This window comes from Actinoplanes sp. NPDC049265, assembly GCF_043197135.1.
GTDB lineage: Bacteria > Actinomycetota > Actinomycetes > Mycobacteriales > Micromonosporaceae > Actinoplanes.
This window is the reverse complement of the sequence record NZ_JBICSP010000002.1, coordinates 18,107-39,864: the sequence shown is the minus strand read 5'-3', so window position 1 is coordinate 39,864 and position 21,758 is coordinate 18,107. Positions and strand designations below refer to the sequence as shown.

The window sequence follows — 21,758 nt, the reverse complement described above, 5'->3', positions numbered from 1 at the left end:
TCGAATTCGTCTCCGGGGGCTTTTCTGGGACCGGATTTGAGGCAGGTCTCAGGAGCGGGGTGCGACACTTTGCGGGTGAAGGTCATCGTGTTCGGAGCGACCGGGATGGTCGGGCAGGGCGTGCTGCGCGAGAGCCTGCTCGCCAAGGACGTGGACAGCGTGATCAGCGTCGGCCGGAGCCCGACCGGCGTCCGCCACGCCAAGCTGCGCGAGGTCCCCCTGACCGACTTCACCGACCTGAGCCCGATCGAGGACGACCTCAAAGGCGCCGACGCCTGCTTCTACTGCCTCGGCGTGTCGTCGGTCGGCATGAGCGAGGCCGACTACACCCGGATCTCGTACGATTTTCCGTTGGCTGCCGCGCGTACCCTCAAGGGCCTCAATCCGCAGTTGACCTTCGTCTACGTATCGGGGGCGGGCACCGACCGCGACGGCCGGCAGATGTGGCAGCGGGTCAAGGGCCGGGCCGAGGCGGAGATCATCGAGCTGCTGCCGAACGGGTACGCGTTCCGGCCGGGGCTGATCATCCCGACCCACGGGGCGGCGCCGAGGCCACGGTGGGCAAAGGTCGGTTACGCGGTCGGCGCGCCACTGATGCGCCTCTTCGACCGGGTCGCGCCGAAGTATTCCACCAGCAGCGACAGACTGGCCCGGGCGATGCTGCGAGCGGCCCGCGGCGGCTTCCACACCCACATCATCCAGGGCGAAGACCTGCGGTAGGGCCTGTCTCGCATTCGCTTCCGGGGCGCTTCGACCGGGACTGAATTCGCGACAGGTCCTGGGGCGCATCTGACGGATCGTCCAAGTGCGAGGCTCGCTCGGCGCCACGCCGCAGCCCTCGGTGATCCGTCTGGTGAGCCCTAGACATACGGCGTGCCGGGCACGGGTGGCGGCATCGGCCGGCCCGACGACGCGGCGGCCTCCCGGCTGCGGCTGAGCTCGTCCAGGGCCGCTGTCACGTGCTTCATGCCGGTGCGGACGTCCCCGGCGGTGGCGGCGAGCAGCTCGGCGCGGCGGGACAGCTCGGCGAAGAACGAACCGGTGTAGCCGTCGGTCTTGGTCACCACCGACTCCACCTCGTCGGCGTCCAGGTGCGCGGACACCCCGTACAGGGACAGCAGCCGGCGCCGCCCCGCCGCGTCCGGCAGCGGCACCTCGACGACCAGGTCGACCCGCCCGGGCCGCTGGGCCAGGGCCGGCTCGACCAGGTCGAGGCGGTTGGTGGTGAGCAGGAAGGCGATGTCGGCGTCCCCGGCTACCCCGTCCATCTCGTTGAGCAGCTGGAAGAGCAGGGGATTGCTGTACGACACGGTCCGTTCCTCGGCGACCAGGTCGACGTCCTCGAGCACGATCAGAGCGGGCGGGATCACGCGGGCCAGATTGCACGCCTCGCGGATGTACTGCACCCCCAGCCCGGTCAGCACGATCACCGTGGCGTCCCGCTGCGCGCCGATCAGATGCCGCACCGTGTGCGTCTTGCCGGTGCCGGGCGGCCCGTACAGGACCACGCCGCGTTTCAGGTGGTGGCCGGCCGCGAGCAGCCGCTCCCGATGCTCGGCCACGCCCAGGATCTGCCGGTGCACCGCCTCCAGCACGCCGGCCGGGAGCACCACGTCGGCCGCGTCGACCTTGGGCCGCTCGTGGAAGCGCAGCGGGCCCATGCCGGCGCCGTACTCCCACGGCTCGAACGACAGCACCTGGCCGCGGCAGATGTGGTGCTTGACGATCTCGGCCCGGATCCGGTGCAGGAACGCCTGCCCGGCCTCGGTGCTGGCCGCCATCACCTCGACCAGGGTCTCCAGCGCGCCGCCACGATAGTTGCTCAATCGCATCAGCACGGCCAGCCGCTGGTCGCCCTCGCTGATCAGATAGAGGCCGAAACTGACGCACGCCCGCTCGCGGCCCACGCCCACCGTGACTGTCGTGTAGTCGACCGTGCCGATGTCGAATTGGCCCTGCCGGCGGGCGTTGTTGACCAGATCGGCGAAGTTGTGGTGATCGCGGCCGCCGCCGATCAAGCCGACCAGATCGGAGTTCACCTCGTCACCGGCCAGGTAGGCGTCCATCGCCGCCTGGACATTGGCGTGATCGTAGGCGGGAAATCCCTCGGTGGTGACCGGCAGCTCGGTCGGATCGACGCCCAGATGATCGGCCAGCCGCTGGTGCAACCGGGTCGGTTTCGGCGCCGGAACGGACTCCTCGATGGCCTTGAGGAACGCACGGAATTGTGCCGCGAACGCGCGTACCTCAGGCTCGTCGATCATGACTGGGCAGGCTACTCGTCTCGGCCCATGCCATGGGGGCCGCTCGAAATGCTCACGACATTGATGTTAGTCATGCTCCGTGTCCGGCCGGCACCGGTTCGCCCGGCGGTCCCGGTGGCGTGCCGTCGCCGAACGGGCGGCCGCCCAGCGCCTCCCGTCCGTGTGGCGTGAGCCAGCCGCTCAGGTCCGGTCCGACCGGCACGATCCGCGTTGGATTGATGTTGGTGTGGACCACGTAGTAATGCCGCTTGATGTCCACGAAATCGATCGTGTCACCGAATCCCGGCGTTTGGAAGAGGTCCCGCGCGTACGCCCACAGCACCGGCATCTCGGCCAGCTTCTGCCGGTTGCACTTGAAATGGCCGTGGTACACCGTGTCGAATCGCACGAGCGTGGTGAACAGCCGCACATCGGCCTCGGTGATCGTGTCGCCGACCAGATAACGCTGATTCGACAGCCGTTCCCCGAGAAGATCGAGACGATCGAAGAGACGCCGGTACGCTTGTTCATACGCGTCCTGGGACGACGCGAACCCGGCCCGGTAGACGCCGTTGTTGACGTCCCGGAACACACCGTCGTTGACCTCGTCGATCTCCGCGCGCAGATGTTCCGGATACAGTTGCGGCGCGCCCTCACGGTGGTATTTCGTCCATTCCAGCGACAGGTCGATGGTCATCTGGGCGAAGTCGTTGGTCACCACCTCGCCGGTCGGGATGTCCACGATGGCCGGCACGGTGATGCCCTTGGGGTAGTCCGGGTCCCGCTTGAGGAAGGCCTCCTGCAGCCGTTCGATGCCCAGCACTGGGTCGCGTCCGCCCGGATCGAGGTCGAAGGTCCAGCTGCGCTCGTCGTGCGTCGGCCCGGCGACGCCCATGCTGAGCACCTCCTCCAGGCCGAGCAGGCGGCGCACGATGATCGCCCGGTTGGCCCACGGGCAGGCCCGCGCGGCGATCAGCCGGTACCGGCCCGGCTCGACCGGGTAGCCGTCTCGCCCGTCCGCGGTGATCCGGGTGGTGATGTAGTTCATGTCCCGCTTGAACTCACCCTGCGTCGCCATACTCGCCATCCTGCCTCGTCGCCGTGCTCCCTACGCCCGTTTGATGCCCGCTCCGCCCCACCCGGAATCCTCCCGATTTGGGTTTGGGGCTTGCGCGCACGGACCCGGAAGGGCGAGGGGCACCGTCAGGTGGGCCCCTCGCCCGGTGCCCGCGGGAGCATACGGTCCGTACCCCGGCGGACGCGGGCCAAGGAAGCTCTTGAACTTGCCCTTGACGTTGACGGAAGGATGCCCTCGGGGAAAACGCTACGGGCTCGCGGCAAGGAAGAGGAAGACGGCCAGCAGTCCCAGATGGATGCCGCCCTGAAGGACGTTGGCGCGGCCGGGAACGACCGTCAGCGTGCCGACCAGCATGGTCAGGACCAGCAGGACGATCTGCGTGCCGCCCAGGCCCAGCACGAGCGGGCCGCTCAGCCAGATCATGGCGATGGCGATCGCCGGGATGGTCAGGCCGATGCTGGCCATGGCCGATCCGAGAGCCAGGTTGAGGCTGGTCTGCATGCGGTCGCGGGCCGCCGCACGGACGGCCGCGATGGTCTCGGGCAGCAGGACCAGCAGGGCGATCACCACGCCGACGACCGACTGGGGCAGGCCCGCGCCGGCCACGCCGGCCTCGATGGACGGCGAGACGCCCTTGGCCAGGCCGACCACGGCGATCAGGGCCACGAGCAGGACGCCGAGGCTGAGACCGGCGGCCCGGCCGGTGGGCGGGTCGAGGTGCTCCTCCTCGTCGATGACCTTGCCGGCGGTGGTGATGGGAAGAAAATAGTCGCGGTGGCGGCGGGTCTGGACCATGACGAACAACAGGTAGAGGCCCAGGGACGCCACGGCGGCGAAGCCGAGCTGGGCGGGGGAGAACTCGGGGCCGGGACGGCTCGTGGTGAAGGTGGGCAGGACCAGGCTGAGGGTGGCGATGGTGGCCACGGCGGCCAGGGCGCCACCGGTTCCCTCGGGGTTGAAGACCGCGATGCGGCGGCGCAGGGCCCCGACCAGCAGGGACAGGCCCAGGATGCCATTGCAGGTGATCATGACCGCGGCGAAGACGGTGTCCCGGGCCAGGGACTGCGTCTTCTCGCCACCGCTGATCATGAGGGTGACGATCAGGGCGACCTCGATGATGGTGACGGCCACGGCGAGGACCAGGGAACCGTACGGTTCGCCGACCTTGTGGGCCACCACCTCGGCGTGGTGGACGGCGGCCAGGACCGAGCCGGCCAGGAACAGACCGACGACGACCACGACCGGCGGTGGCAGGTCGCGTCCCCAGGTCAGGATCAGGGCGGCGATGGCCAGGACGGGGACCGAAACGGTCCATTTGACTTTGGCGACCATCCACCAAGATTGCCAGACTCTCAGCGGCCCCTCCCGGCTTCGCGGGGCCGGCACGATCGCCCCCCGCGACGGCATGGCCGCCGCGGGGGCCGCCAAACTTGTCCCCGGCCCAGCGGACGATCCCGGGCCGCCGGGGCCTGGGTCAGCCGGTCGGCCGGCCGTTCATCTGATCCCGGCCATCAGTTCCAGGGTGTCGATGACCCGGTTGGCGAAACCCCACTCGTTGTCGTACCAGGCGACCACCTTGACGTGCCGGCCCTCGACCCGGGTCAGGGCGGCGTCGAAGACGGCCGAGGCCGGGTTGCCGGTGATGTCGCTGGAGACGAGCGGTTCGTCGGAGTACTCGAGGATGCCTTCCAGGGCGCCGGCCGCGGCCACGTGGTAGGCGGTGAGCAGTTCGTCGCGGCTGACCGCCCGGCCGACAGTGGTGTTCAGCTCGACCAGGGAGCCGACCGGGACCGGGACGCGGATCGAGTCGCCGGAGAGCTTGCCGTCCAGGCGGGGCAGGACCTTGCCGATGGCCTTGGCCGCGCCGGTCGTGGTGGGCGCGATGTTCACCGCGGCGGCGCGGGCCCGGCGCAGGTCGCGGTGCGGGCCGTCCTGCAGGTTCTGCTCCTGGGTGTACGCGTGGACGGTGGTCATGAAGCCGTGCTCGATGACCGCCACGTCGTCCAGCACCGAGGCCAGCGGGGCCAGCGCGTTGGTCGTGCAGGAGGCGTTGGAGACGATCACGTGCCGGTCCGGGTCGTACGCGCCGGTGTTGACCCCGTAGGCCAGTGTCACGTCGGCGCCGTCGGACGGGGCGCTGACCAGGACCCGCCGGGCGCCCGCGGTCAGGTGGGCCCGGGCGGCGTCGGCCTTGGTGAAGCGGCCGGTGGACTCGAGCACGATATCGGCGCCGAGCTCGGCCCAGGGCAGCCGGGCCGGATCCTTCTCGGAGGTGACCCGGATCCGGGTGCCGTCGACGACCAGGTGGTCGTCCTCGACGGCGACGGGCCGGGCCAGGCGGCCCAGGGTGCTGTCGTATTTGAGCAGATGGGCGAGCGTACCCGGCGGGCTGAGGTCGTTGATGCCGACCACTTCGAGCTTGCTGTCCCGGGTGAGCGAGGCCCGCAGGGTGTTGCGTCCGATGCGGCCGAAGCCGTTGATGCCGATTCTCGTCATGCGTTCATCGTCGGCGTCCGCCCCGCCGGAGCGACAGTGGCTTGAAAGCCACCGTACGCAAGGATCTCGCCATGATGATCAACTTGTCTCGGCGAAGGTGTGCCGGTACTCGGTCGGCGACGTGCCGAGAATGCGCTGGAAGTGCAGCCGCAGGTTCGCCGCCGAGCCCAGACCGACCCGGGCCGCGATCTGCTCGACCCCCAGATCGGTCAGCTCCAGCAGCTCGCGGGCCAGGTCGACGCGGGCGCGCAGCACCCACTGCATCGGCGTGTAGCCGGTGTCCTCGACGAACCGCCGCGAGAACGTGCGCGCCGACACCTGGGCGTTGCGGGCCAGCGCCTCCAGGGTCAGCGGCTCACCCAGCCGGGCCAGGGCCCACTCGCGGGTCTCGGCGAAGACGTCCCCGAGCGGTTCCGGAACACTGCGGGGTACGTACTGGGCCTGCCCGCCACTGCGGTACGGCGCCGCGACCAGCCGCCGCGCGACGATGTTGGACAGGCCGACGCCGTGGTCCCGGCGTACCAGATGCAGGCAGAGATCGAGTCCGGACGCCGCGCCGGCCGAGGTCAGCACGTCGCCCTCGTCGACGAAGAGGACGTTCTCGTCCACCCGCACGTGCGGGAACTTCTCGGCCAGCGCCCGCGTGTAGTGCCAGTGGGTGGTGGCCCGCTTGCCGTCGAGCAGACCGGTCGCCGCCAGCGCGAACGCGCCGGTCGAGATGGCCGCCAGCCGGGCGCCCCGGGCCTGGGCCGCGCGCAACGCCTCGACCACGGCGGCCGGCGGCTCGGTGGTGGCCGGCTGCCGGTAGCCCGGGACGAACACCGTGTCGGCCCGCTCGACCGCCTCCAGCCCGTCGGCGACCAGGTAGGCCAGGCCGTCGCCGCCGGTCACCGGGCCGGGCGCGGCGCCGCACACACGTACCTCGTACGGCATGGTCGGCCGGTTGGCGAACACCTGCGCGGGGATCCCGACGTCCAGCGGTTTCGCCCCGTCGAGCACGAGCACGGCCACGCGATGGTTCATTGCTGCAGGCTACGCGGGCGGCCGGTCAGCGCAGCCGGCTCTCGTACCCCCGGTAGCCCGAACGCCGCAGCAACTCGGCCGTGAACGCCACCGCCAGTTCCGCGTCCGCCCCCGCCCCTTCCGGCGTGCGCGCCGGCCCCGCCATCCCGTGCGCCAGCCGCCGGACCGTCCGCTCCGCCGGGTCGGCGCGCTCCAGCCCCGCCAGGTCGACGACCGCGTCCAGGCCACGCTCGGCGGTCACCTCGAGCCGCATGGCCAGGCCGGCGTCGGGCGATCGGGCCGGCAGCTCCTGGTAGATGGCGACGGCCGCCTCCCGGGCCCCACGCAGCATCGCCTCGATCAACGTGACCAGCTCGTCGAGGGAGAGCGCGGCCCACAGCCCAACCTGGAAGTCGGCGACGACGAACGGCACCAGATGGTCGAGGCCGCTCCGGATCTGGGCCCCGGCCCGGATCGGCGGCCTCCCCGACCCGGCCGGGCCCAGGTCGGCCGCGACCCGGGTCCGGGTCCGGCCGTCGGCCTCGGTGATCCGCCACCCCGGCCGGTCCCCGCCGGCCCGCGACCGGAGCCACTCGGCGATCGCACTGTTCTCCATGGCCCGCAGAACCACGTCGTCCCCCGGCGGCCCGGCCGGCGCGCCACCGACCCGTGGCTCCTCGGCCAGCGCCGGCGTCAGCACGGTCACCCCGACCGCCAGCTCCGGCGACGACGGCGTGTCCAGCGCGAGCACCGAGTGGTCCCGCAGCATCGGCGCCGCCTCCGCCGGCAACGCGGGCACGGTCATCGGCTCGCGCCCGGCCCGCAGCGCCGCCAGCACGTGCCGCCGACGGCTCGCCCACGACGTGTCGGTTCGATCCAGCGGCCCGCCCACGTCGCCGCCGGCCCGGACCCGGACCCGGCCGAGCCGGTTGATCAGCGCCTCCGGTCCGAAGTCGAGGATCACCGGCCGCCCCGACCCCGGCTCGACACCGATCTCGACCAGCCGCGCGCCCAGGTCCGGGACGGACAGCCCGTCGTCAACGGCCCGGCGCAGCCGCCGGTTCGTCCGCGCCGCACCGGCCAGGTCGTCGATCAGCGCGAACAACGACTCGGCGGGCGCGTCCGGCGCCGCGTCCCCCGCCGCGACATGCTCCCGGAACAGCCGCCACCCCGCGTCCGCCGCCGCCTCGGCCATCGCGCTGCCCCGGGGCGCCGCCCTCAGCAGGCCGACCAGCGCGGCGATCCCACGCCCGGCGGCGACCGCGGTGACCTGCTCCGGGTCGATCGCCTCGGCCATCAGGATCAGATGCGACAGCCACCGGGCCACGGCCGCGTCCGGGCCGCCGAGGATCAGACCGGGACCCGCCGGCAGCGGCAGGTAGGGGACGACGCCCCCGACCAGGGTGGCCGCCTCGGCCGAGGTGAGCTGGTCGTGCACGGCGTCGAGGCGGCGGATCACCCCCGCGGAACGCTCGCACTCATGCCGGTCGTCCCGGTCGGGCGTCAGGGCGGCGACCAGGTGCCGGCCCGGCATGCCACCGCCGGCCCACTCGCGCAGCGCCACCAGCAGTTCGGCGTCGGTCACGTCGGCGTCGGCCGGCATGAACGTGAAGTACCGGTCCACATAGTCCGGATGGCCGATCCCGCGGCGGCGCGGCTCGCCCGGCCCGTCGGCACGCAGCGCCGGGAACATCCGCCCGACCGCCGCGTACAGCCGGTCGGACCCCGCGACCCGGCGCCGCTCCCGCCACGCCGCCGCCCGGGTCTCGTCGCCCTCACCGGCCGGCGCCGCCAGCACCGCCCGGTCGGCCAGCAGCGCGTTGTAGAGCTCCGGATGCGCCGACCGCAGATGCGTGATCACCACGAAGTCGGCCAGGTCGACCTCGTCCCGCCCGACCAGCGGAAGATAGACGCGCAGCTGGGCCAGAAACCGGTTGATGCTCCGCGGCTCGGCCAGATCGGCCGCCAGCAGCAGCTCCCACTCGTCGGAAACCCGCCGGCGTTCCTCGTCTCCCAGGCTCGCGCCGAGGTCGGCGAGCAACTCGGTGAGGCGGCGGTTGAACAGCAGCGCGGACTGCTCGGCCCGGATCAACGGCTGGTCCACCCGGAGCGTCACGATCTTTTCCAGGAACGCCAGGGCCCGCGTCTCCCGCCCGCCCGCCAGCGGTGTCGCGGTCAGCAGGTCGAGCAGCGTCCGCTGGTCGTACGCGATGAAGTAGTGGACGTGCGGCAGCCGCCCGAGCACCCGCACCGCCCGGAACAAGGCCAGCAACTCGTCAGGCTGCAGCCGGTCGACGTCGTCGACAAAGATCAGCACCGAGCGGGTGAGCTTGCTCAGCTCGCTGCTCAGCTGCTCGAACCGTGTCTGCACGGTGCCGTCCCCCCGCAATCGCCGGGCCAGCATCTCGCCCGCCGAACTGGCCGCCTCCCCCGCCATCGGAATGAGCGCCAGCCAGGGCGCCGCAACCTCGGCGTACGTGGCCAGCCGCTCTCTGGCCCGGACGGCCTTACCCGGCAACGCCTCCCCGATCGCCGCCAGCAACTCGGCGACGATCGCCTCAGCCGACCCCAGCGCCCACGGGTTGAGCCGCGCGACACCCCACCGTTCCGCGCGGAGCGAGTCCAAAATCAGGTTGACCGTGCTGGTCTTGCCGCTACCCCAAGGCCCAACCAGCGCGACCACGGTGCTGCTCGCGTGCGCGCCGATCTCATCCAGCATGGCCGAGGCCCGCCGCACAAACGGCAGCCGACCCAGGCTCTCGCCCCCCTCCGACTCAATCGGATCATCAACCCACCAGGCACTCCCCACGCCGCTCATCTTCCCGCCCCCGCGCACCCCCGCCCAACACCAGGTTGAGGGCGGCACGGGGGTCAGGCGGAGTCGCGGATTATCAGGGTGGGCTCGTAGATTACCGAGGACACGCGCATGGTGCGGTCTTCGACTCGGGCCAGGAGGAGGCGGGCGCCCTCGGCCGCCATGTCTTCCAGAGGGTGGCGGATGGTCGTCAGGGCGGGGCTGGCCGCGGTGGCGGCGCTGCTGTCGTCGAAGCCTACGACGCGGACGTCGGTGGGGACGGTGCGGCCGGCGGCGCGTAGTGCGGTCTGGGCGCCGAGGGCCATCAGGTCGTTGGCGGCGAAGACGCCGTCGATGGTGGGGGTGGAGGCCAGCAGGGAGCGCATCGCCTCCTCGCCGGACTCGCGGGTGAAGTTGCCGTGGACGATCGGGACCCAGCCGTGGCCGTGGCGGGCCATGGCGCGGCGGAAGCCGTCGACGCGGTCGCTGCTGGCCGGCACGTCGAGTGGACCGGAGATCATGGCGATCTGGCGGGCGCCGCGGGCGATCAGGTGGTCGGCGGCGAGGGCGGCGCCGGTGTCGTTGGCCAGGTCGACGTAGTCGATGGGAACCGGTGAGGGCGGGCGGCCGATGAGCACGGCGGGGACTGTGGCGTCGGTGAGCATGCGGGGGAGCGGGTCGTGCGCGGGCAGTGACAGCACGACGGCGCCGTCGGCCTGGCCGTGGCGCAGGTCGCCGACCAGGCGGGTGCGTTGGTCGGGCGTACCCACGATCTGCAGAGCGAGTTGCACGCCGGCCTGACGGAGCACGCTCATCAGCCCACCGACGACCCGGCCGAAGTAGGGGTCGGCGAAGAAGCGGCCCATGAACGGGTCGTCGTCGTGGGCCTCCGAATCGGACACCACCAGCGCGATCGTCCCGGTGCGCCGGGTGACCAGGGACCGGGCCAGCCGGTTGGGCACGTAGCCGGTGGCGCCGACGGCGTTCCACACCTGCTCGTGCAGCTGCCGGTCGACGTTGCGGATGCCGTTGATGACCCGGGACGCGGTGGCGCGGGAGACGCCGGCGACGCGGGCAACGTCCTCCAGGGTCGGCAGGCGTTCGCCGACCGGGATGCGTCCCCTCGTGGCGGTCATGAGGGGAGTTATAGCACAGCCCTCGGAGAGCGCTCTCCCCCGAGTCTCGGGGAAACGGACAAAAGCGCCCGGAGCTTGACCGTTCGGCAACCTCGGCGTAACACTTCGGAAAGCGCTCTCCAATCACCCCTGTTGATCCCCTTGGAGATCTCATGCGAACCAGAAGAAGACGCCTGCTGGTCACCTGTGCGACTGTCGCACTCGGTGGCGCGCTGGTCGTCAACGCACCGCAGGCGCAGGCGGCCGACACGCTGCTGTCGCAGGGCCGGCCCACGCTCGCCTCGTCGACCGAGAACGGCGGCGCCCCGGCCGCCGCGGCGGTGGACGGGCGCAACGACACCCGCTGGGGCAGCGCCTGGACCGATCCGCAGTGGCTGCGCGTCGACCTCGGCGCGACGGCCACGATCAGCCGGGTCGACCTGCGCTGGGAGGCCGCGTACGCCAAAGCCTTCCAGATCCAGACCAGCGCCGACGGCAACAACTGGGCCACCGTCTACTCGACGACCACGGCGACCGGCGGCAACCAGTCGCTCGCGGTCACCGGCAGCGGCCGCTACGTCCGGGTCTACGGCACCCAGCGCGGCACCGGCTACGGCTATTCGCTCTACGAGTTCCAGGTGTACGGCACCAGCAGCACGCCCCCGCCCGGCGGCGACGGCTACGTGTACGCGAACCCGCCGGTCACCGGCGTCGTCCCGTCCACCGCGGTCCCGCCGCCGACCAACCCGCCGACCACCCACCACGAGTTCCAGATGAACTGCTCGGTCAGCCGGTCGAACCTGCCCGACGACCCGATCGTGTTCCCGGGCCTGCCGGGCGCCTCACACTCGCACACGTTCATGGGCAACAACTCGACCAACGCGAACTCCACCCTGGGCAGCCTCCAGGCCGGCGGCACGTCGTGCATCACCCCGGGCGACAAGACCGGTTACTGGATGCCGACGCTGCTCAACGGCGACACCGCCGTGCAGCCGAGCGGCCGGCAGGTCATCTACTACAAGTCCGGCGTGATCGACTACCGCAGCGTGCGCCCGTCCCCGCCGGGGCTGCGGTACGTGGTCGGCAGCCCGAGCGCCACGCAGGACGAGTTCCACAACGCCCCGGGCGCGGTCGAGGGCTGGGAGTGCGGTGACAGCTCGTTCAACTGGGACTTCCCGGCCAACTGCCCGGCCGGCACCCAGCTGAACATCCGCATGCAGGCGCCGAGTTGCTGGGACGGCATCCACCTGGACACGCCGGACCACAAGAGCCACATGGCGTACCCGACGCTCGGGGTCTGCCCGAACAGTCACCCGGTGGCCGTGCCGATGATCGAGTTCAAGATGGCCTTCCCGGTCAGCGGCAACATGTCCAACGTCCGGCTGTCCAGCGGCCGCGGCTACTCGTTCCACTACGACTTCTACAACGTGTGGGACGCGCCGACCCTGGCCGCCCTGGTCACCCACTGCATCAACGGTGGTCTCCAGTGTGACCCGCGCGGCTTCGACCTCTACAAGCCGGACCGGGGCGCGGCGCTCAACGAGAATTACGAGCTGCCCCGATAACAGAAATTCGGAGTGGTTATTTCACGGCCGGGGGGAACTTCGGCAAAAGGGTTTCGCGATCGCTGATCATTCGCTCCGCGAGTGCTTTGGTACGCGGTTCCACCCCGGCCGTGGTCTCGCTCTTCGCCAGCTTCACGCCCTGATCGAGATGCGCTCTCACCTGTTCGCGGAGGATCCGGTCGAAGGCCGGCCCCTCGGCCGCGGCGGCCTGGCGGACGATGTCGGGTGTCACCATGCCCGGCATCGGCATGCCCTCGTGCGGGTTCTCGGCGGGCAGCCCGGCCGCGTCGTGCAGCTGCCGCAGATCGGTCAGCTCACGGAGGTGCAGCTCGTTGACCTGCGCCGACAGTGCTTTTACGGCGTTGTCACGGCTCTGTGCGGTGGTCAGGGCGAGCAGCGGGGTGAGCTCCTCGTTCATCGCGATGTTGATTTCGATCCAGGCCCGGTCGGTGCCGCCGAAGCTCGCCGCGGCGGCCGCCGCGGTCGGGGCGGGTGTCGGTGCGGGCGGTGCGGAGCGGTCGCATGCGCACAGTCCGGCGGTCATCAGCAGGGCCAGGGCGGGGGCGAGGGGATGGCGGTACACACCGGAAGTCTCGGCTCTTTCCGTCGAACGTGTCAATGCGTGAATAAGTTCCGGAACCATTTCCGGAACCGGGAACGTATTGACGGCCCGCAACGTGGAGGAAACAATCGCCCCATCTAGGAGAGCGCTTTCCTATCGATATCCCCTTCCGTCCCCACGCGACCCGGCCCGTTTCCCCGGCGGGCCGGGTCGCCCCACATCCCCTTGACAGGCAGGACCATGACACCGGACATCAGACGGCGTACCCGCCGTACCCGTCGCATCCTCATCGCCGCCGCAACCGGCCTCACCACCGTGCTCGGCATGGCCGTGGCCGGCGTGGCCACCGCCCAGGCCGCCGCCTGCGGCACCACCAACGTGGCCCTGAACAAACCGGCCACCTCCAGCTCGGCCGAGGGCGCCGGCTACGCGGCCGGGCTGGCCGTGGACGGCAACACCGGCACCCGCTGGGCCAGCGCGTTCGCCGACCCGCAGTGGATCCAGGTCGACCTGGGCAGCACGGTCACGCTCTGCCAGGTCGACCTGCAGTGGGAGTCCGCGTACGGCAAGAGCTTTCAGATCCAGACCAGCGCCAACGGCACCAGCTGGACGAACATCTACTCGACGACCACCGGCACCGGCGGCACGCAGAGCCTGAGCGTCACCGGGACCGGCCGCTACCTGCGCCTCTACGGCACCGCCAGGGCCACCGGCTACGGCTACTCGCTGTGGGAACTACGTGCCTTCAGCGGCGACGGCGGCCCGAGCGAACCGCCGCCCGGCAGCGGTGACCCGGTCGAGCCGACCGACCCGCGTAACCCCAACTTCGGCCCGAACGTCGACGTCTACGACCCGTCGACGCCCACGGCCACCATCCAGAACCGGCTCAACCAGCTGTTCACCGCCCAGGAGCGCAACCAGTTCGGCCCCGAGCGTTACGCCGTGCTGTTCAAGCCGGGCAGCTACACCGCCGACGTCAACCTGGGCTTCTTCGAGCAGGTGGCCGGCCTCGGGATGTCCCCGGACGACGTCAACCTGAACGGCCACGTGCGGGTCGAGGCGGCCTGGATGAACGGCAATGCCACGCAGAACTTCTGGCGTACGGCGGAAAATTTGTCGGTCACACTCCCGGCCGGAACCACCGTCGAGCGGTACGCGGTCTCCCAGGCCGCGCCGTACCGCCGCATGCACCTGAAGGGCGCGCAGAACCAGATCCAGCTCTGGAACGGCGGCGACGGCTGGTCGTCGGGCGGCCTGATGGCCGACACCAAGGTGGACGGTGCGGTCGTCTCCGGCTCGCAGCAGCAGTGGTATTCCCGCAACAGCGAGTTCGGCAGCTGGAGCGGCTCGGTCTGGAACATGGTCTTCCAGGGCGTGCAGGGCGCCCCGCCGCCGCACTTCCCGAACCCGTCCCACACGGTCGTCAACACCACCCCGGTGGTACGCGAGAAGCCGTTCCTCTACTTCGCCAACGGTGAGTACCGGGTGTTCGTCCCGGCCCTGCGGCAGAACAGCACCGGCACCAGCTGGTACAACAAGACACCCGCCGGCACCTCGATCTCGCTGGCCGACTTCTTCATCGTCCGGCCCGGCACGAGCGCGGCGACCATCAACAACGCGCTGGCCGCGGGCAAGCACCTGCTCGTCACGCCGGGCACCCACCACGTCAACCAGACCATCAACGTCACCCGGCCGAACACCGTGATCCTGGGCCTGGGCCTGGCCACGTTCTTCGCCGACAACGGCGTCACCCCGCTGAAGATCGCCGACGTGGACGGCGTGAAGGTGGCCGGCATCATGTTCGACGCCGGCGCCACCAACTCGCAGTCCCTCATGGAGGTGGGCGCACCCGGTGCCAGCACCGACCACAGTGCCAACCCGACGTCCCTGCACGACGTCTTCTTCCGGATCGGCGGCCCCGGCGTCGGCAAGGCCACCAACACGCTGATCGTCAACAGCGACGACGTGATCGGCGACCACATGTGGCTGTGGCGGGCCGACCACGGCGACGGCGTCGGCTGGAACGTCAACACCGCAGACCAGGGCCTGGTCGTCAACGGCGACGACGTGAGCATGTACGGCCTGTTCGTCGAGCACTTCCAGAAATACCAGACCACCTGGAACGGCGAGCGCGGCCGCACGTACTTCTACCAGAACGAGATGCCGTACGAGATGCCCAACCAGGCGGCGTGGATGAACGGCGCGACCCGCGGCTACGCGGCCTACAAGGTGGCCGACTCGGTCAACGACCACCAGGCGTGGGGGCTGGGCAGCTACTGCGTGTTCACGCAGGACCAGTCGGTGGTCGGCGAACGGGCCTTCGAGGCGCCGGTCAAGCCCGGCATCAGGTTCACCGACATGGTCACGGTGTCGCTGGGCGGCCAAGGCACCATCAACCGCATCATCAACGACAAGGGAAGCCCGGCGGTTCGCGGCGCCGAAACCCAATACCTCACAACAGGACCATGATGTCGTAGCGGGGTGGGTGGTGCGGACCGCTGCTCCCGCCGAGGTCGCTCCGCTCCACGTGCGCGAGTGGTCGCGCCCCCAAAACCAGTGGTAGCCAGGAGCGCTATCCGCGATGCGGATAGCGCTCTGGCCTACCACCAGGGGTTCAGCGGGGGACCACGTTCACGACGCTGGTGGCGACCGCGGAGTACTCGGCCACCGTGCCGGCGGGGAGACCGGCCCACATGTCGGTACCCGGCGCGGTGAGGACGAGCCGCTGGCCGATCAGCCGGCCCGAGCCGGGATCGATGACGAGCTCCTGCCGTGTGCCGCCCTGGGCCAGGCCCAGCGCCACCCCGTGCCGCCCGTCCAGGTTGACCGCGTCCGACGTGACGTCCAGCCCCGGCACCTGGGTCAGCGCACGGTAGACCAGCGCACGGGTGGCCGCCGGCACGTCAGCGGTCAGCACACCGGCGGCCATCGGCAGCACATCCGCCGGCGAGCCGTTGTTGTCGTCCCGCAGCCGCTGGTAGAGCCGCTCCGGGTCGGTCGGCAGCCCGGCCAGGAAGCGGGGCGCCGGCTGGTACCAGTCGCCCGTCCGCTCGTCGCACGGCGGCCGTGGCCCGGTCTCGCCCAGCTCACCGTTCCAGCTCGGGTAGTCGCCGCACGGTCCGGCCTCCCGGGTCCGCCCCGGCCGGGAGAGCAGCCCGCCGTCACCTTCCCGCCGCACCAGCGCGTCGTCTCCGACCAGCCAGCGGGTCTGCCCGGTGACAGTGGTGACACGCACCCAGTCCTGGGACCGGTCGTGCGGAACCCACGACTGGTACATCGTCTCCTGCAGTTGAGCCAGGTTTTTCCCGGTTCGTGTCTGAGCGGCGCTCAGTGCCCACTGATGCGTCTCGGTGTAGAAATACTGCCCCGGCGCCGTGGGACCGCCACCGGCGGCCGCCGCGGCCCGGTCGAGCTGAACGACCGCCGCCGCACTGGCCGCCGGTGTCCGCCCCCCGACGACGGCGAACCCGGCCCCGCCGAGAACGACAACCGAGGCGACCGCCGCCATCACCCACGCCCGCCGCCCCGCTCTCGCCGGCCGCCCCGCATGCGCTCGCCGCGTCACTCGTGCCAGTCCCGCGGGAGCGAAAATTCTCCCTCTCCCGGCGCGTTTCGCGACGGGTGCCGGCGCGTCCATCGCACCCGGCGCGTCCATCGCACCCGGCGCGTCCATCGCACCCGGCGCGTCCATCGCACCCGGCGCGTCCATCACGCTCGCCGGGCTCACCGCGGCCCCCGTGCGTTCCGCGTTCAGGCGGGCCAGCGCCCGCGCCCGGGCCTCCGGCGAGAAGGTGGGACCGGCCGGCTGCGAAGCGAGTGCCTGATCCAGTTCGCTGTCAGTCCACATTGTCGTCATCTCCCTCCACGGCCACCGTCGGCGCGACCGAGCGCAGCTGGTGGCGTACCCGATGAAGCCGCGACCGGACCGTCCCGGCCGGCACCCCCAGCGCCTCGGCGATCTCCTGCTGGGTCAGGCCGGCCCAGCTGCTCAGCAGCAGCACGTCCCGGTCGGCGGCGGGCAGGCCGGCGATCGCCACCCGCAGCTGGGCCGCCCGCACCTGCGCGTCGACCCGGTCGACGACCCGGCTCTCATGACTGTCCGCATGATCCACAGCGGCCAGCCGGGACGTGGCGACGTCCTCTCGGCCGCGCCGCCGCACATGGTTGTTGGCCAGGTTGGTGGCGATCCCGTAGAGCCACGCCCGCGCCGAGCCCCGCCCGGCGTCGAACGTTCCCCGCAGCGCCGCCACGAACGTGTCGCCGACCAGGTCGTCGGCGGCCGCACCGACCCGCCGGGCCAGATAGCGGTGCAACTCGTCGGCGTGCCGCTCGAAGAGCAGCCCGATGTCGGCGTCGGTCCCGGCCGGCGCCTCGCTCACTGTCATCACGTCTGGTTCTTGGTCGCAGCCGGACGCGGTGTTCACGCTCGCACGGCCGGACGACACTGAGGTCATGTCTGCCGCCTTTCGCCGGGCCCGGCCATGGACCGTCACCGCCGTGGTCGTTCTCGGTCTGGCGGCCGTCCTGATCGTGCGCAGTGCCGGACCGCCGACGGCCGGCATCCCGGACAACGTGGGTGGCTTCGCGGCGGCCGGCAACGTCGAGCGGTCCATCTTCCCGGACGCGCCGGCCTATGCCGCGACCGGTCCGCATCCGACCGCGGTGCTGGTCAGCTCGGCCGGAACCTACGAGATTCGCAGCATCCCGGCCGACGGCGAACCGCGCGCCGCGGTTCGCTAGAGACCGGTGCGCCACATCCAGCGGCGGGGCGGGACGTCCTCGTAGCCGGCCCGGGCGTACACGTCGTGGGCGTCGGTGGTGGCCAGCACGACCGTGCGGATCCGCTGGGCGTCGAGGTGGGCGCAGACCTGCTGGGTCATCCAGGTGCCGACGCCATGGCCGCGGGCGGCCCGGTCGACGTACACGTCGGCGAGGTAGGCGAAGGTCAGGCCGTCGGTCACCACCCGCGTGAACGCCACCTGGCCGGCTGTGGGGGAGTAGACGCCGTACGGGCGGGACTGCTCGACGATGCCGCGCATCTGGCCGAGGGTGCGTTCCGCGGCCCACCACGTGTCGGAGGCGAGCCAGTGGTGGACGCGGTCCAGGTCGATCGCGGCCCGGTCGTCGGTCAGCAGGAGGCCGTCATCTCGGCGTACCGAAAGCATCTGGTCATTCAAGTGGCACCCGGCTTCCGTGGTGGACGCCGGGTGCCACATCGGGTGGATCAGCTGCGGTAGACGCCGAACTCCCAGAGCGAGTAGCCGTACGTGGTGGCGCGGGTGGTGCCGTTCATTCGCACGTACCGCCCGGATCCGTTGATGTTGAGCGAGTCGAAGCCGCCGTCGCCGCCGGCCGTCGAATAGGCGGTGGTCCAGGTGGTGCCATCGTTCGAGGTCTGGATCTGGTACGCCGTCGCGTACGCCGCCTCCCACGCCAGTTGCACGTGGTTGAACGACTGCACCGAGCCCAGGTCGACCTGGACCCACGCGGTGTCCAGCCACTCCGACGCCCACCGGGTGCCGTAGTCGCCGTCCACCGCGTACGCCGGCAGCTGCGGCCCGTTGGTGCCGGTGGGCTGGTACGACGACGCGGTCACCGGCTTGCCGCGGGACAGGTTGGTGCCGGGCACGGTCGGCGGGACGACCCGGAACGACCGCTGCTCGATGCCGACGTTGCCCTGGCCGTCGAACGCGTACACGTACACCTTCCAGACGCCGAGCTGGTCGGGCGCCCGTACCGTGAAGCTGTTGCCGTTCTGGGTGAACGACAGGTTCTTCAGGCCCGTGGCGCCGGTGATGTGTTTGTCGCTGGCCATCAGGTTGTAGCGGATCAGGTCACCCTGCGGATCGGACGCGGTGACTCCGACGGTGAACGTGCCACCGGCCGGGACCGCGGTGGGTGAGCTGACCGTCATCGTGGTGATCTCCGGCGGGGTGTTCGGTGCGGCCTGTCCGGTGTAGGCCTGCCGCAACGCGTGGTAGCCGAGTCGCCGCCATCCCCCGGTGGTGGTGTTGAGCCAGACGCCGCCGAAGTCGTTCTCCAGCCCGTAGTGGAATTCGGTCGCGCCCAGCGCCACCCCCGGATGCCCCTTGATCGCGTTCCAGCTGTCCGTGTAGCCCTGCCGTTTCTGCGGGTCGGTCGGCTCGTTGGGCACCCCGTTGGCGTCGTTGGGCACCTCCCATTCGCCGTCGGGGCCGCCCTCGGTCAACACGTACGGCTTGGTGTAGCCGCCGGCGATCCAGTCCCGCTTGATCGTGTCGACCGCGCCGTAGGAATTCACCGCGAGCAGGTCGAGGGCAGGAGAGTACTGCTTGTAGTAGGTCCAGGCCTGGGTGTACGCGTCGGTCGAGGTCACCGGGTGGTTGGGGTCGGCGGCGTGGATGGCCACCGCGATCTCGTCGACGAACTTCGCGTACGCCACCCGGCGCGCCTCGACCTGGTCGGCCGGTAGCCCGTGGTCCTGCATGGTCAGGATGACCTCGTTGCCGACGTCCCACATGAGGACGCCCTGCCGGTTCTTGAGCGCGTTGACCCGGTTGACGATCTCGGCCTTGGCCGCGTTCTTGTACGCGGTGTCGTTGACATAGTCGGCGCCCTGATTGAGCCAGTGCCCGACGATCACCTTGATGCCCTGCTGCGCCGCCCGGTCGAGCAGCGTCGGCGTGTTGGCGTCGTCGACGCCCCACGTGCGGATCGTGTTGACGCCCATGTTCCTCAGGTCCCGCGTGTAGCCGTCGGCGGCGGCCTGCGGTGGCCCGTACGTGATCCCCTTGATCTCGTAGGGTGAACCGTTGACCTGCAGCTGCCAGTTGCCCTGGGACCCGGTGACCCGCACCGTGCTCGGCCCGCCCGGTGTGGCCGGATCGGTCATCGCCGCCGGCGTCGTCCCGGTCGCCTTGGACACGGTGACCGAGTCGATGCTGAGCACGCCGCCACTGGTCGTCTCGGCCGCCGGCGTGGTCCGCCCGGCGATCGCGTTCGGCAGCGACCCGCCGATGGCCAGGTCCAGTCGCAGGTAGAAGCCGTGCTGGACGGCCGCCGTCCACGCCGTGACGCCGACCTGCGACTCACGCACGACCCAGGTCTGCTTGCCGTCCAGGTAGAACCGGACCTCCTCGTCGGTCCTGGTCCGGTCGATCACCTGCGCGAACTCGTGGTAGCCGGTGGCGCAGCCGGTGCACGAGGCCAGCCCGCTGGACCGCCCGTTGTACTCGGCGCACGGCCCGTCCGGAGCGGTGCCGCAGTGCAGCGTCTGGGCCAACTGACCGCGCCCGTTGACGTCGACCATGATGTCCGTCTCGCCGACGCCCGGCCAGTTGTTGAAGTTCCCGCGGTACGCCGCCCCGGTCGCCCGGAATCCCGGCCAGTAGCCCAGCCCGTTGCCCACGTTCGGCTGCTTGAGCACGGCCGCGAACCTGAGCTGCTCGCCCCGCTGCGGCGTGAAGTCGGCCCGCTGCGTCTCGATGCGCCCCGACGTCCAGCGCCCGGATCCGTCCCGCAGCGCGGTGATGTTCAGCTTGCCCGCGCCGTCCAGGGCCACGTTGGCGGTGGAGTCGCTGGCCGTCTCGACCGAGCCGGTGCCCCAGTTGGCGGCGCCGCCCGGGTACTGGGTGCCGGTCCGGGCCAGCCAGTTGCCCGCGGACGGGCTGCCGGCCGGGCCGTCGAACGTGTCCTGCCAGACGTTGGTCCAGCCCGGTTCCGGGTCCGGCGGCGGGGTGGTTCCGCCGGTCGAGCCGTAGACCTGGAACTCCCACAGCGAGTAGCCGTAGCCGGTGCCGCGCGCTGTCCCGTACATCCGCACGTACCGCCCGCTGCCGCTGACGGTCAGGGTCTCGGTGCCGCCGGCGCCGGCGGTCTGGGTCGAGACGGTGGTCCAGACGTTGCCGTCGGTGCTGGTCTGGATCTGGTACGCCTTTCCGTACGCGGTTTCCCAGCGCAGCACGACCTGGGTGATCGTCGCGGCGGCGCCCAGGTCGACCTGCAACCACTGTGGATCGCCGAACTGGCTCGACCACCGGGTCGCGGTGTTCCCGTCCACGGCGTTGCCCGCGACGACGTCGTTGCCCTCGATCGACGAGGCGGTGGCGGGTTTGCCCTGGGACAGGAGGGTGTCGGCGGCCTGGGCCGGGCTGGGGATGCCCAGCCACGCGGCCAGCACGATGAGGATGAGACTTCGCTCGAGGAATTTTGGGCGGCGGGGATGCATGGGTACTCCTTCGCAGCGCTCGGGGAAAGCGCTCTCCATGATGGCCGCAGTGTTACGCCTGAGTTTCCCCCCTGTCAATGCCCAGCCGTGAGTATGCCTACAAAACGGGCGCTCAGGCCGTTGCTTGGAGAGCGCTTTCCCGGCGCTCTCGGGGGTCCGCCGGAGGGCGGCCACGCACGGACCGGGAGCCCGCGGGAGCATGCGGTCCGGACCACTACGGACGTGGGAAAATCTGGCTCTTGAACTTTGTTCTTGAGGTTTTTCACGGAACCTGTCGAGAACGCGCCGGCCGCTCCGACCACCGGTCAGGACACGACGAAGTGAGGGCACATGAAGTACATGCTGATGATGTTCGGTGACGGCGCGACGATGATGGAGAACCACGACACGCAGTGGGTGCGGGAGATGATCCAGTTCATGGAGGGTTTCATCCAGGAGCTGGCCGCGACCGGGGAACTCGTGTCCGCCGAGGGGCTGACCGACCCGACCGCGGCCAAGACCATCAGCCTGGCCGGCGACGGGCAGGTGGTGGTCACCGACGGGCCGTTCGCCGAGGCCAAGGAGTCGCTGGCCGGGTTCTGGATCTGGGATGTCAAGGACGAGGCGCGGGCCATCGAGCTGGCCACCAAGGTGCTGCCCTGGGCGCGGCGGGTCGAGCTGCGTGAGGTGGCCGACGCACCGCCCGAGGTGTGAGGAC

Annotated in this window: 17 protein-coding genes; 5 read left to right on the top strand and 12 right to left on the bottom strand. The window is 70.8% G+C overall.

Translation table 11 applies throughout. The annotated features are described in order from the left end of the window. The first annotated feature begins 75 nt into the window (after positions 1-75). Entirely contained in the window at positions 76-720 is a 645-nt protein-coding gene (locus ACGFIO_RS05970) for an NAD-dependent epimerase/dehydratase family protein (RefSeq protein ID WP_392822666.1), read from the top strand. A 140-nt stretch (positions 721-860) separates the two neighbouring features. On the opposite strand, the gene ACGFIO_RS05965 is transcribed toward ACGFIO_RS05970, so the two are convergent. The 7 genes from ACGFIO_RS05965 to ACGFIO_RS05935 all read right to left on the bottom strand — a co-directional run bounded on the left by ACGFIO_RS05965 (position 861) and on the right by ACGFIO_RS05935 (position 10,749). Continuing rightward, positions 861-2,264, bottom strand: coding sequence for an AAA family ATPase (locus ACGFIO_RS05965; protein WP_392822664.1), 1,404 nt, complete (start codon positions 2,262-2,264; stop codon positions 861-863). A gap of 70 nt (positions 2,265-2,334) precedes the next feature. Next, on the bottom strand, positions 2,335-3,321 hold the full coding sequence (locus tag ACGFIO_RS05960; RefSeq protein ID WP_392822661.1) for a glutathione S-transferase family protein: 987 nt from the start codon (positions 3,319-3,321) through the stop codon (positions 2,335-2,337). A gap of 246 nt (positions 3,322-3,567) precedes the next feature. Further along, on the bottom strand, positions 3,568-4,653 hold the full coding sequence (locus ACGFIO_RS05955; protein WP_392822659.1) for a calcium:proton antiporter: 1,086 nt from the start codon (positions 4,651-4,653) through the stop codon (positions 3,568-3,570). A gap of 162 nt (positions 4,654-4,815) precedes the next feature. Next, entirely contained in the window at positions 4,816-5,817 is a 1,002-nt protein-coding gene (gene gap / locus ACGFIO_RS05950) for a type I glyceraldehyde-3-phosphate dehydrogenase (RefSeq protein ID WP_392822656.1), read from the bottom strand. Positions 5,818-5,895: 78 nt separating this feature from the next. Further along, entirely contained in the window at positions 5,896-6,840 is a 945-nt protein-coding gene (locus ACGFIO_RS05945; RefSeq protein WP_392822653.1) for a GlxA family transcriptional regulator, read from the bottom strand. Positions 6,841-6,865: 25 nt separating this feature from the next. Continuing rightward, entirely contained in the window at positions 6,866-9,538 is a 2,673-nt protein-coding gene (locus ACGFIO_RS05940; protein WP_392822651.1) for a P-loop NTPase fold protein, read from the bottom strand. Positions 9,539-9,690: 152 nt separating this feature from the next. Then, positions 9,691-10,749, bottom strand: a complete 1,059-nt coding sequence (locus tag ACGFIO_RS05935; RefSeq protein ID WP_392822649.1) for a LacI family DNA-binding transcriptional regulator — start codon at positions 10,747-10,749, stop codon at positions 9,691-9,693. 152 nt (positions 10,750-10,901) lie between these two features. Between ACGFIO_RS05935 and ACGFIO_RS05930 the strand changes: the two genes are divergently transcribed. After that, complete coding sequence (locus ACGFIO_RS05930) at positions 10,902-12,293, top strand: DUF1996 domain-containing protein (protein WP_392822646.1); 1,392 nt, start codon at positions 10,902-10,904, stop codon at positions 12,291-12,293. Between the two features lie 16 nt (positions 12,294-12,309). On the opposite strand, the gene ACGFIO_RS05925 is transcribed toward ACGFIO_RS05930, so the two are convergent. Further along, positions 12,310-12,969, bottom strand: coding sequence for a DUF305 domain-containing protein (locus ACGFIO_RS05925; RefSeq protein WP_392822645.1), 660 nt, complete (start codon positions 12,967-12,969; stop codon positions 12,310-12,312). 126 nt (positions 12,970-13,095) lie between these two features. Between ACGFIO_RS05925 and ACGFIO_RS05920 the strand changes: the two genes are divergently transcribed. Beyond that, a complete protein-coding gene (locus tag ACGFIO_RS05920; RefSeq protein ID WP_392822643.1) occupies positions 13,096-15,324 on the top strand; it encodes a discoidin domain-containing protein in 2,229 nt (742 codons plus the stop codon). A gap of 145 nt (positions 15,325-15,469) precedes the next feature. Here the strand turns inward: ACGFIO_RS05920 and ACGFIO_RS05915 are convergent, their stop codons facing one another. Both ACGFIO_RS05915 and ACGFIO_RS05910 read right to left on the bottom strand, forming a co-directional pair. After that, positions 15,470-16,702, bottom strand: coding sequence for a CU044_5270 family protein (locus tag ACGFIO_RS05915; RefSeq protein ID WP_392822640.1), 1,233 nt, complete (start codon positions 16,700-16,702; stop codon positions 15,470-15,472). Further along, complete coding sequence (locus ACGFIO_RS05910) at positions 16,692-17,240, bottom strand: RNA polymerase sigma factor (RefSeq protein ID WP_392824329.1); 549 nt, start codon at positions 17,238-17,240, stop codon at positions 16,692-16,694. Before ACGFIO_RS05910 ends, ACGFIO_RS05915 begins: the two co-directional genes overlap by 11 nt. Positions 17,241-17,307: 67 nt before the next feature. Here ACGFIO_RS05910 and ACGFIO_RS05905 point away from each other — a divergent pair, with 67 nt between their 5' ends. After that, a complete protein-coding gene (locus ACGFIO_RS05905; RefSeq protein WP_392822637.1) occupies positions 17,308-17,595 on the top strand; it encodes a hypothetical protein in 288 nt (95 codons plus the stop codon). Here the strand turns inward: ACGFIO_RS05905 and ACGFIO_RS05900 are convergent. Together ACGFIO_RS05900 and ACGFIO_RS05895 are read right to left on the bottom strand one after the other, a co-directional pair. Continuing rightward, positions 17,592-18,020: a GNAT family N-acetyltransferase gene (locus ACGFIO_RS05900; protein ID WP_392822635.1), complete on the bottom strand. Its 429-nt coding sequence runs from the start codon at positions 18,018-18,020 to the stop codon at positions 17,592-17,594. The genes ACGFIO_RS05905 and ACGFIO_RS05900 overlap by 4 nt on opposite strands. Positions 18,021-18,079: 59 nt before the next feature. After that, the gene (locus ACGFIO_RS05895; protein WP_392822634.1) at positions 18,080-21,061 is read right to left on the bottom strand and encodes a discoidin domain-containing protein; all 2,982 of its coding nucleotides are present in this window, start codon (positions 21,059-21,061) and stop codon (positions 18,080-18,082) included. Between the two features lie 330 nt (positions 21,062-21,391). Here ACGFIO_RS05895 and ACGFIO_RS05890 point away from each other — a divergent pair, with 330 nt between their 5' ends. Then, entirely contained in the window at positions 21,392-21,754 is a 363-nt protein-coding gene (locus ACGFIO_RS05890) for a YciI family protein (protein ID WP_392822632.1), read from the top strand. Positions 21,755-21,758 lie beyond the last annotated feature (4 nt).

Excerpts from the sequence above, each read along its gene's own strand:
- ACGFIO_RS05900 (WP_392822635.1), bottom strand. The coding sequence starts at position 18,020 with ATGCTTTCGGTACGCCGAGATGACGGCCTCCTGCTGACCGACGACCGG.
- ACGFIO_RS05910 (WP_392824329.1), bottom strand. The coding sequence starts at position 17,240 with ATGACAGTGAGCGAGGCGCCGGCCGGGACCGACGCCGACATCGGGCTG.
- ACGFIO_RS05915 (WP_392822640.1), bottom strand. The coding sequence starts at position 16,702 with ATGTGGACTGACAGCGAACTGGATCAGGCACTCGCTTCGCAGCCGGCC.
- ACGFIO_RS05940 (WP_392822651.1), bottom strand. The coding sequence starts at position 9,538 with ATGCTGGATGAGATCGGCGCGCACGCGAGCAGCACCGTGGTCGCGCTG.
- ACGFIO_RS05905 (WP_392822637.1), top strand. The coding sequence starts at position 17,308 with ATGTCTGCCGCCTTTCGCCGGGCCCGGCCATGGACCGTCACCGCCGTG.
- ACGFIO_RS05890 (WP_392822632.1), top strand. The coding sequence starts at position 21,392 with ATGAAGTACATGCTGATGATGTTCGGTGACGGCGCGACGATGATGGAG.
- ACGFIO_RS05930 (WP_392822646.1), top strand. The coding sequence starts at position 10,902 with ATGCGAACCAGAAGAAGACGCCTGCTGGTCACCTGTGCGACTGTCGCA.
- ACGFIO_RS05965 (WP_392822664.1), bottom strand. The coding sequence starts at position 2,264 with ATGATCGACGAGCCTGAGGTACGCGCGTTCGCGGCACAATTCCGTGCG.
- ACGFIO_RS05955 (WP_392822659.1), bottom strand. The coding sequence starts at position 4,653 with ATGGTCGCCAAAGTCAAATGGACCGTTTCGGTCCCCGTCCTGGCCATC.
- ACGFIO_RS05920 (WP_392822643.1), top strand. The coding sequence starts at position 13,096 with ATGACACCGGACATCAGACGGCGTACCCGCCGTACCCGTCGCATCCTC.
- gap (WP_392822656.1), bottom strand. The coding sequence starts at position 5,817 with ATGACGAGAATCGGCATCAACGGCTTCGGCCGCATCGGACGCAACACC.
- ACGFIO_RS05935 (WP_392822649.1), bottom strand. The coding sequence starts at position 10,749 with ATGACCGCCACGAGGGGACGCATCCCGGTCGGCGAACGCCTGCCGACC.
- ACGFIO_RS05895 (WP_392822634.1), bottom strand. The coding sequence starts at position 21,061 with ATGCATCCCCGCCGCCCAAAATTCCTCGAGCGAAGTCTCATCCTCATC.
- ACGFIO_RS05960 (WP_392822661.1), bottom strand. The coding sequence starts at position 3,321 with ATGGCGACGCAGGGTGAGTTCAAGCGGGACATGAACTACATCACCACC.
- ACGFIO_RS05945 (WP_392822653.1), bottom strand. The coding sequence starts at position 6,840 with ATGAACCATCGCGTGGCCGTGCTCGTGCTCGACGGGGCGAAACCGCTG.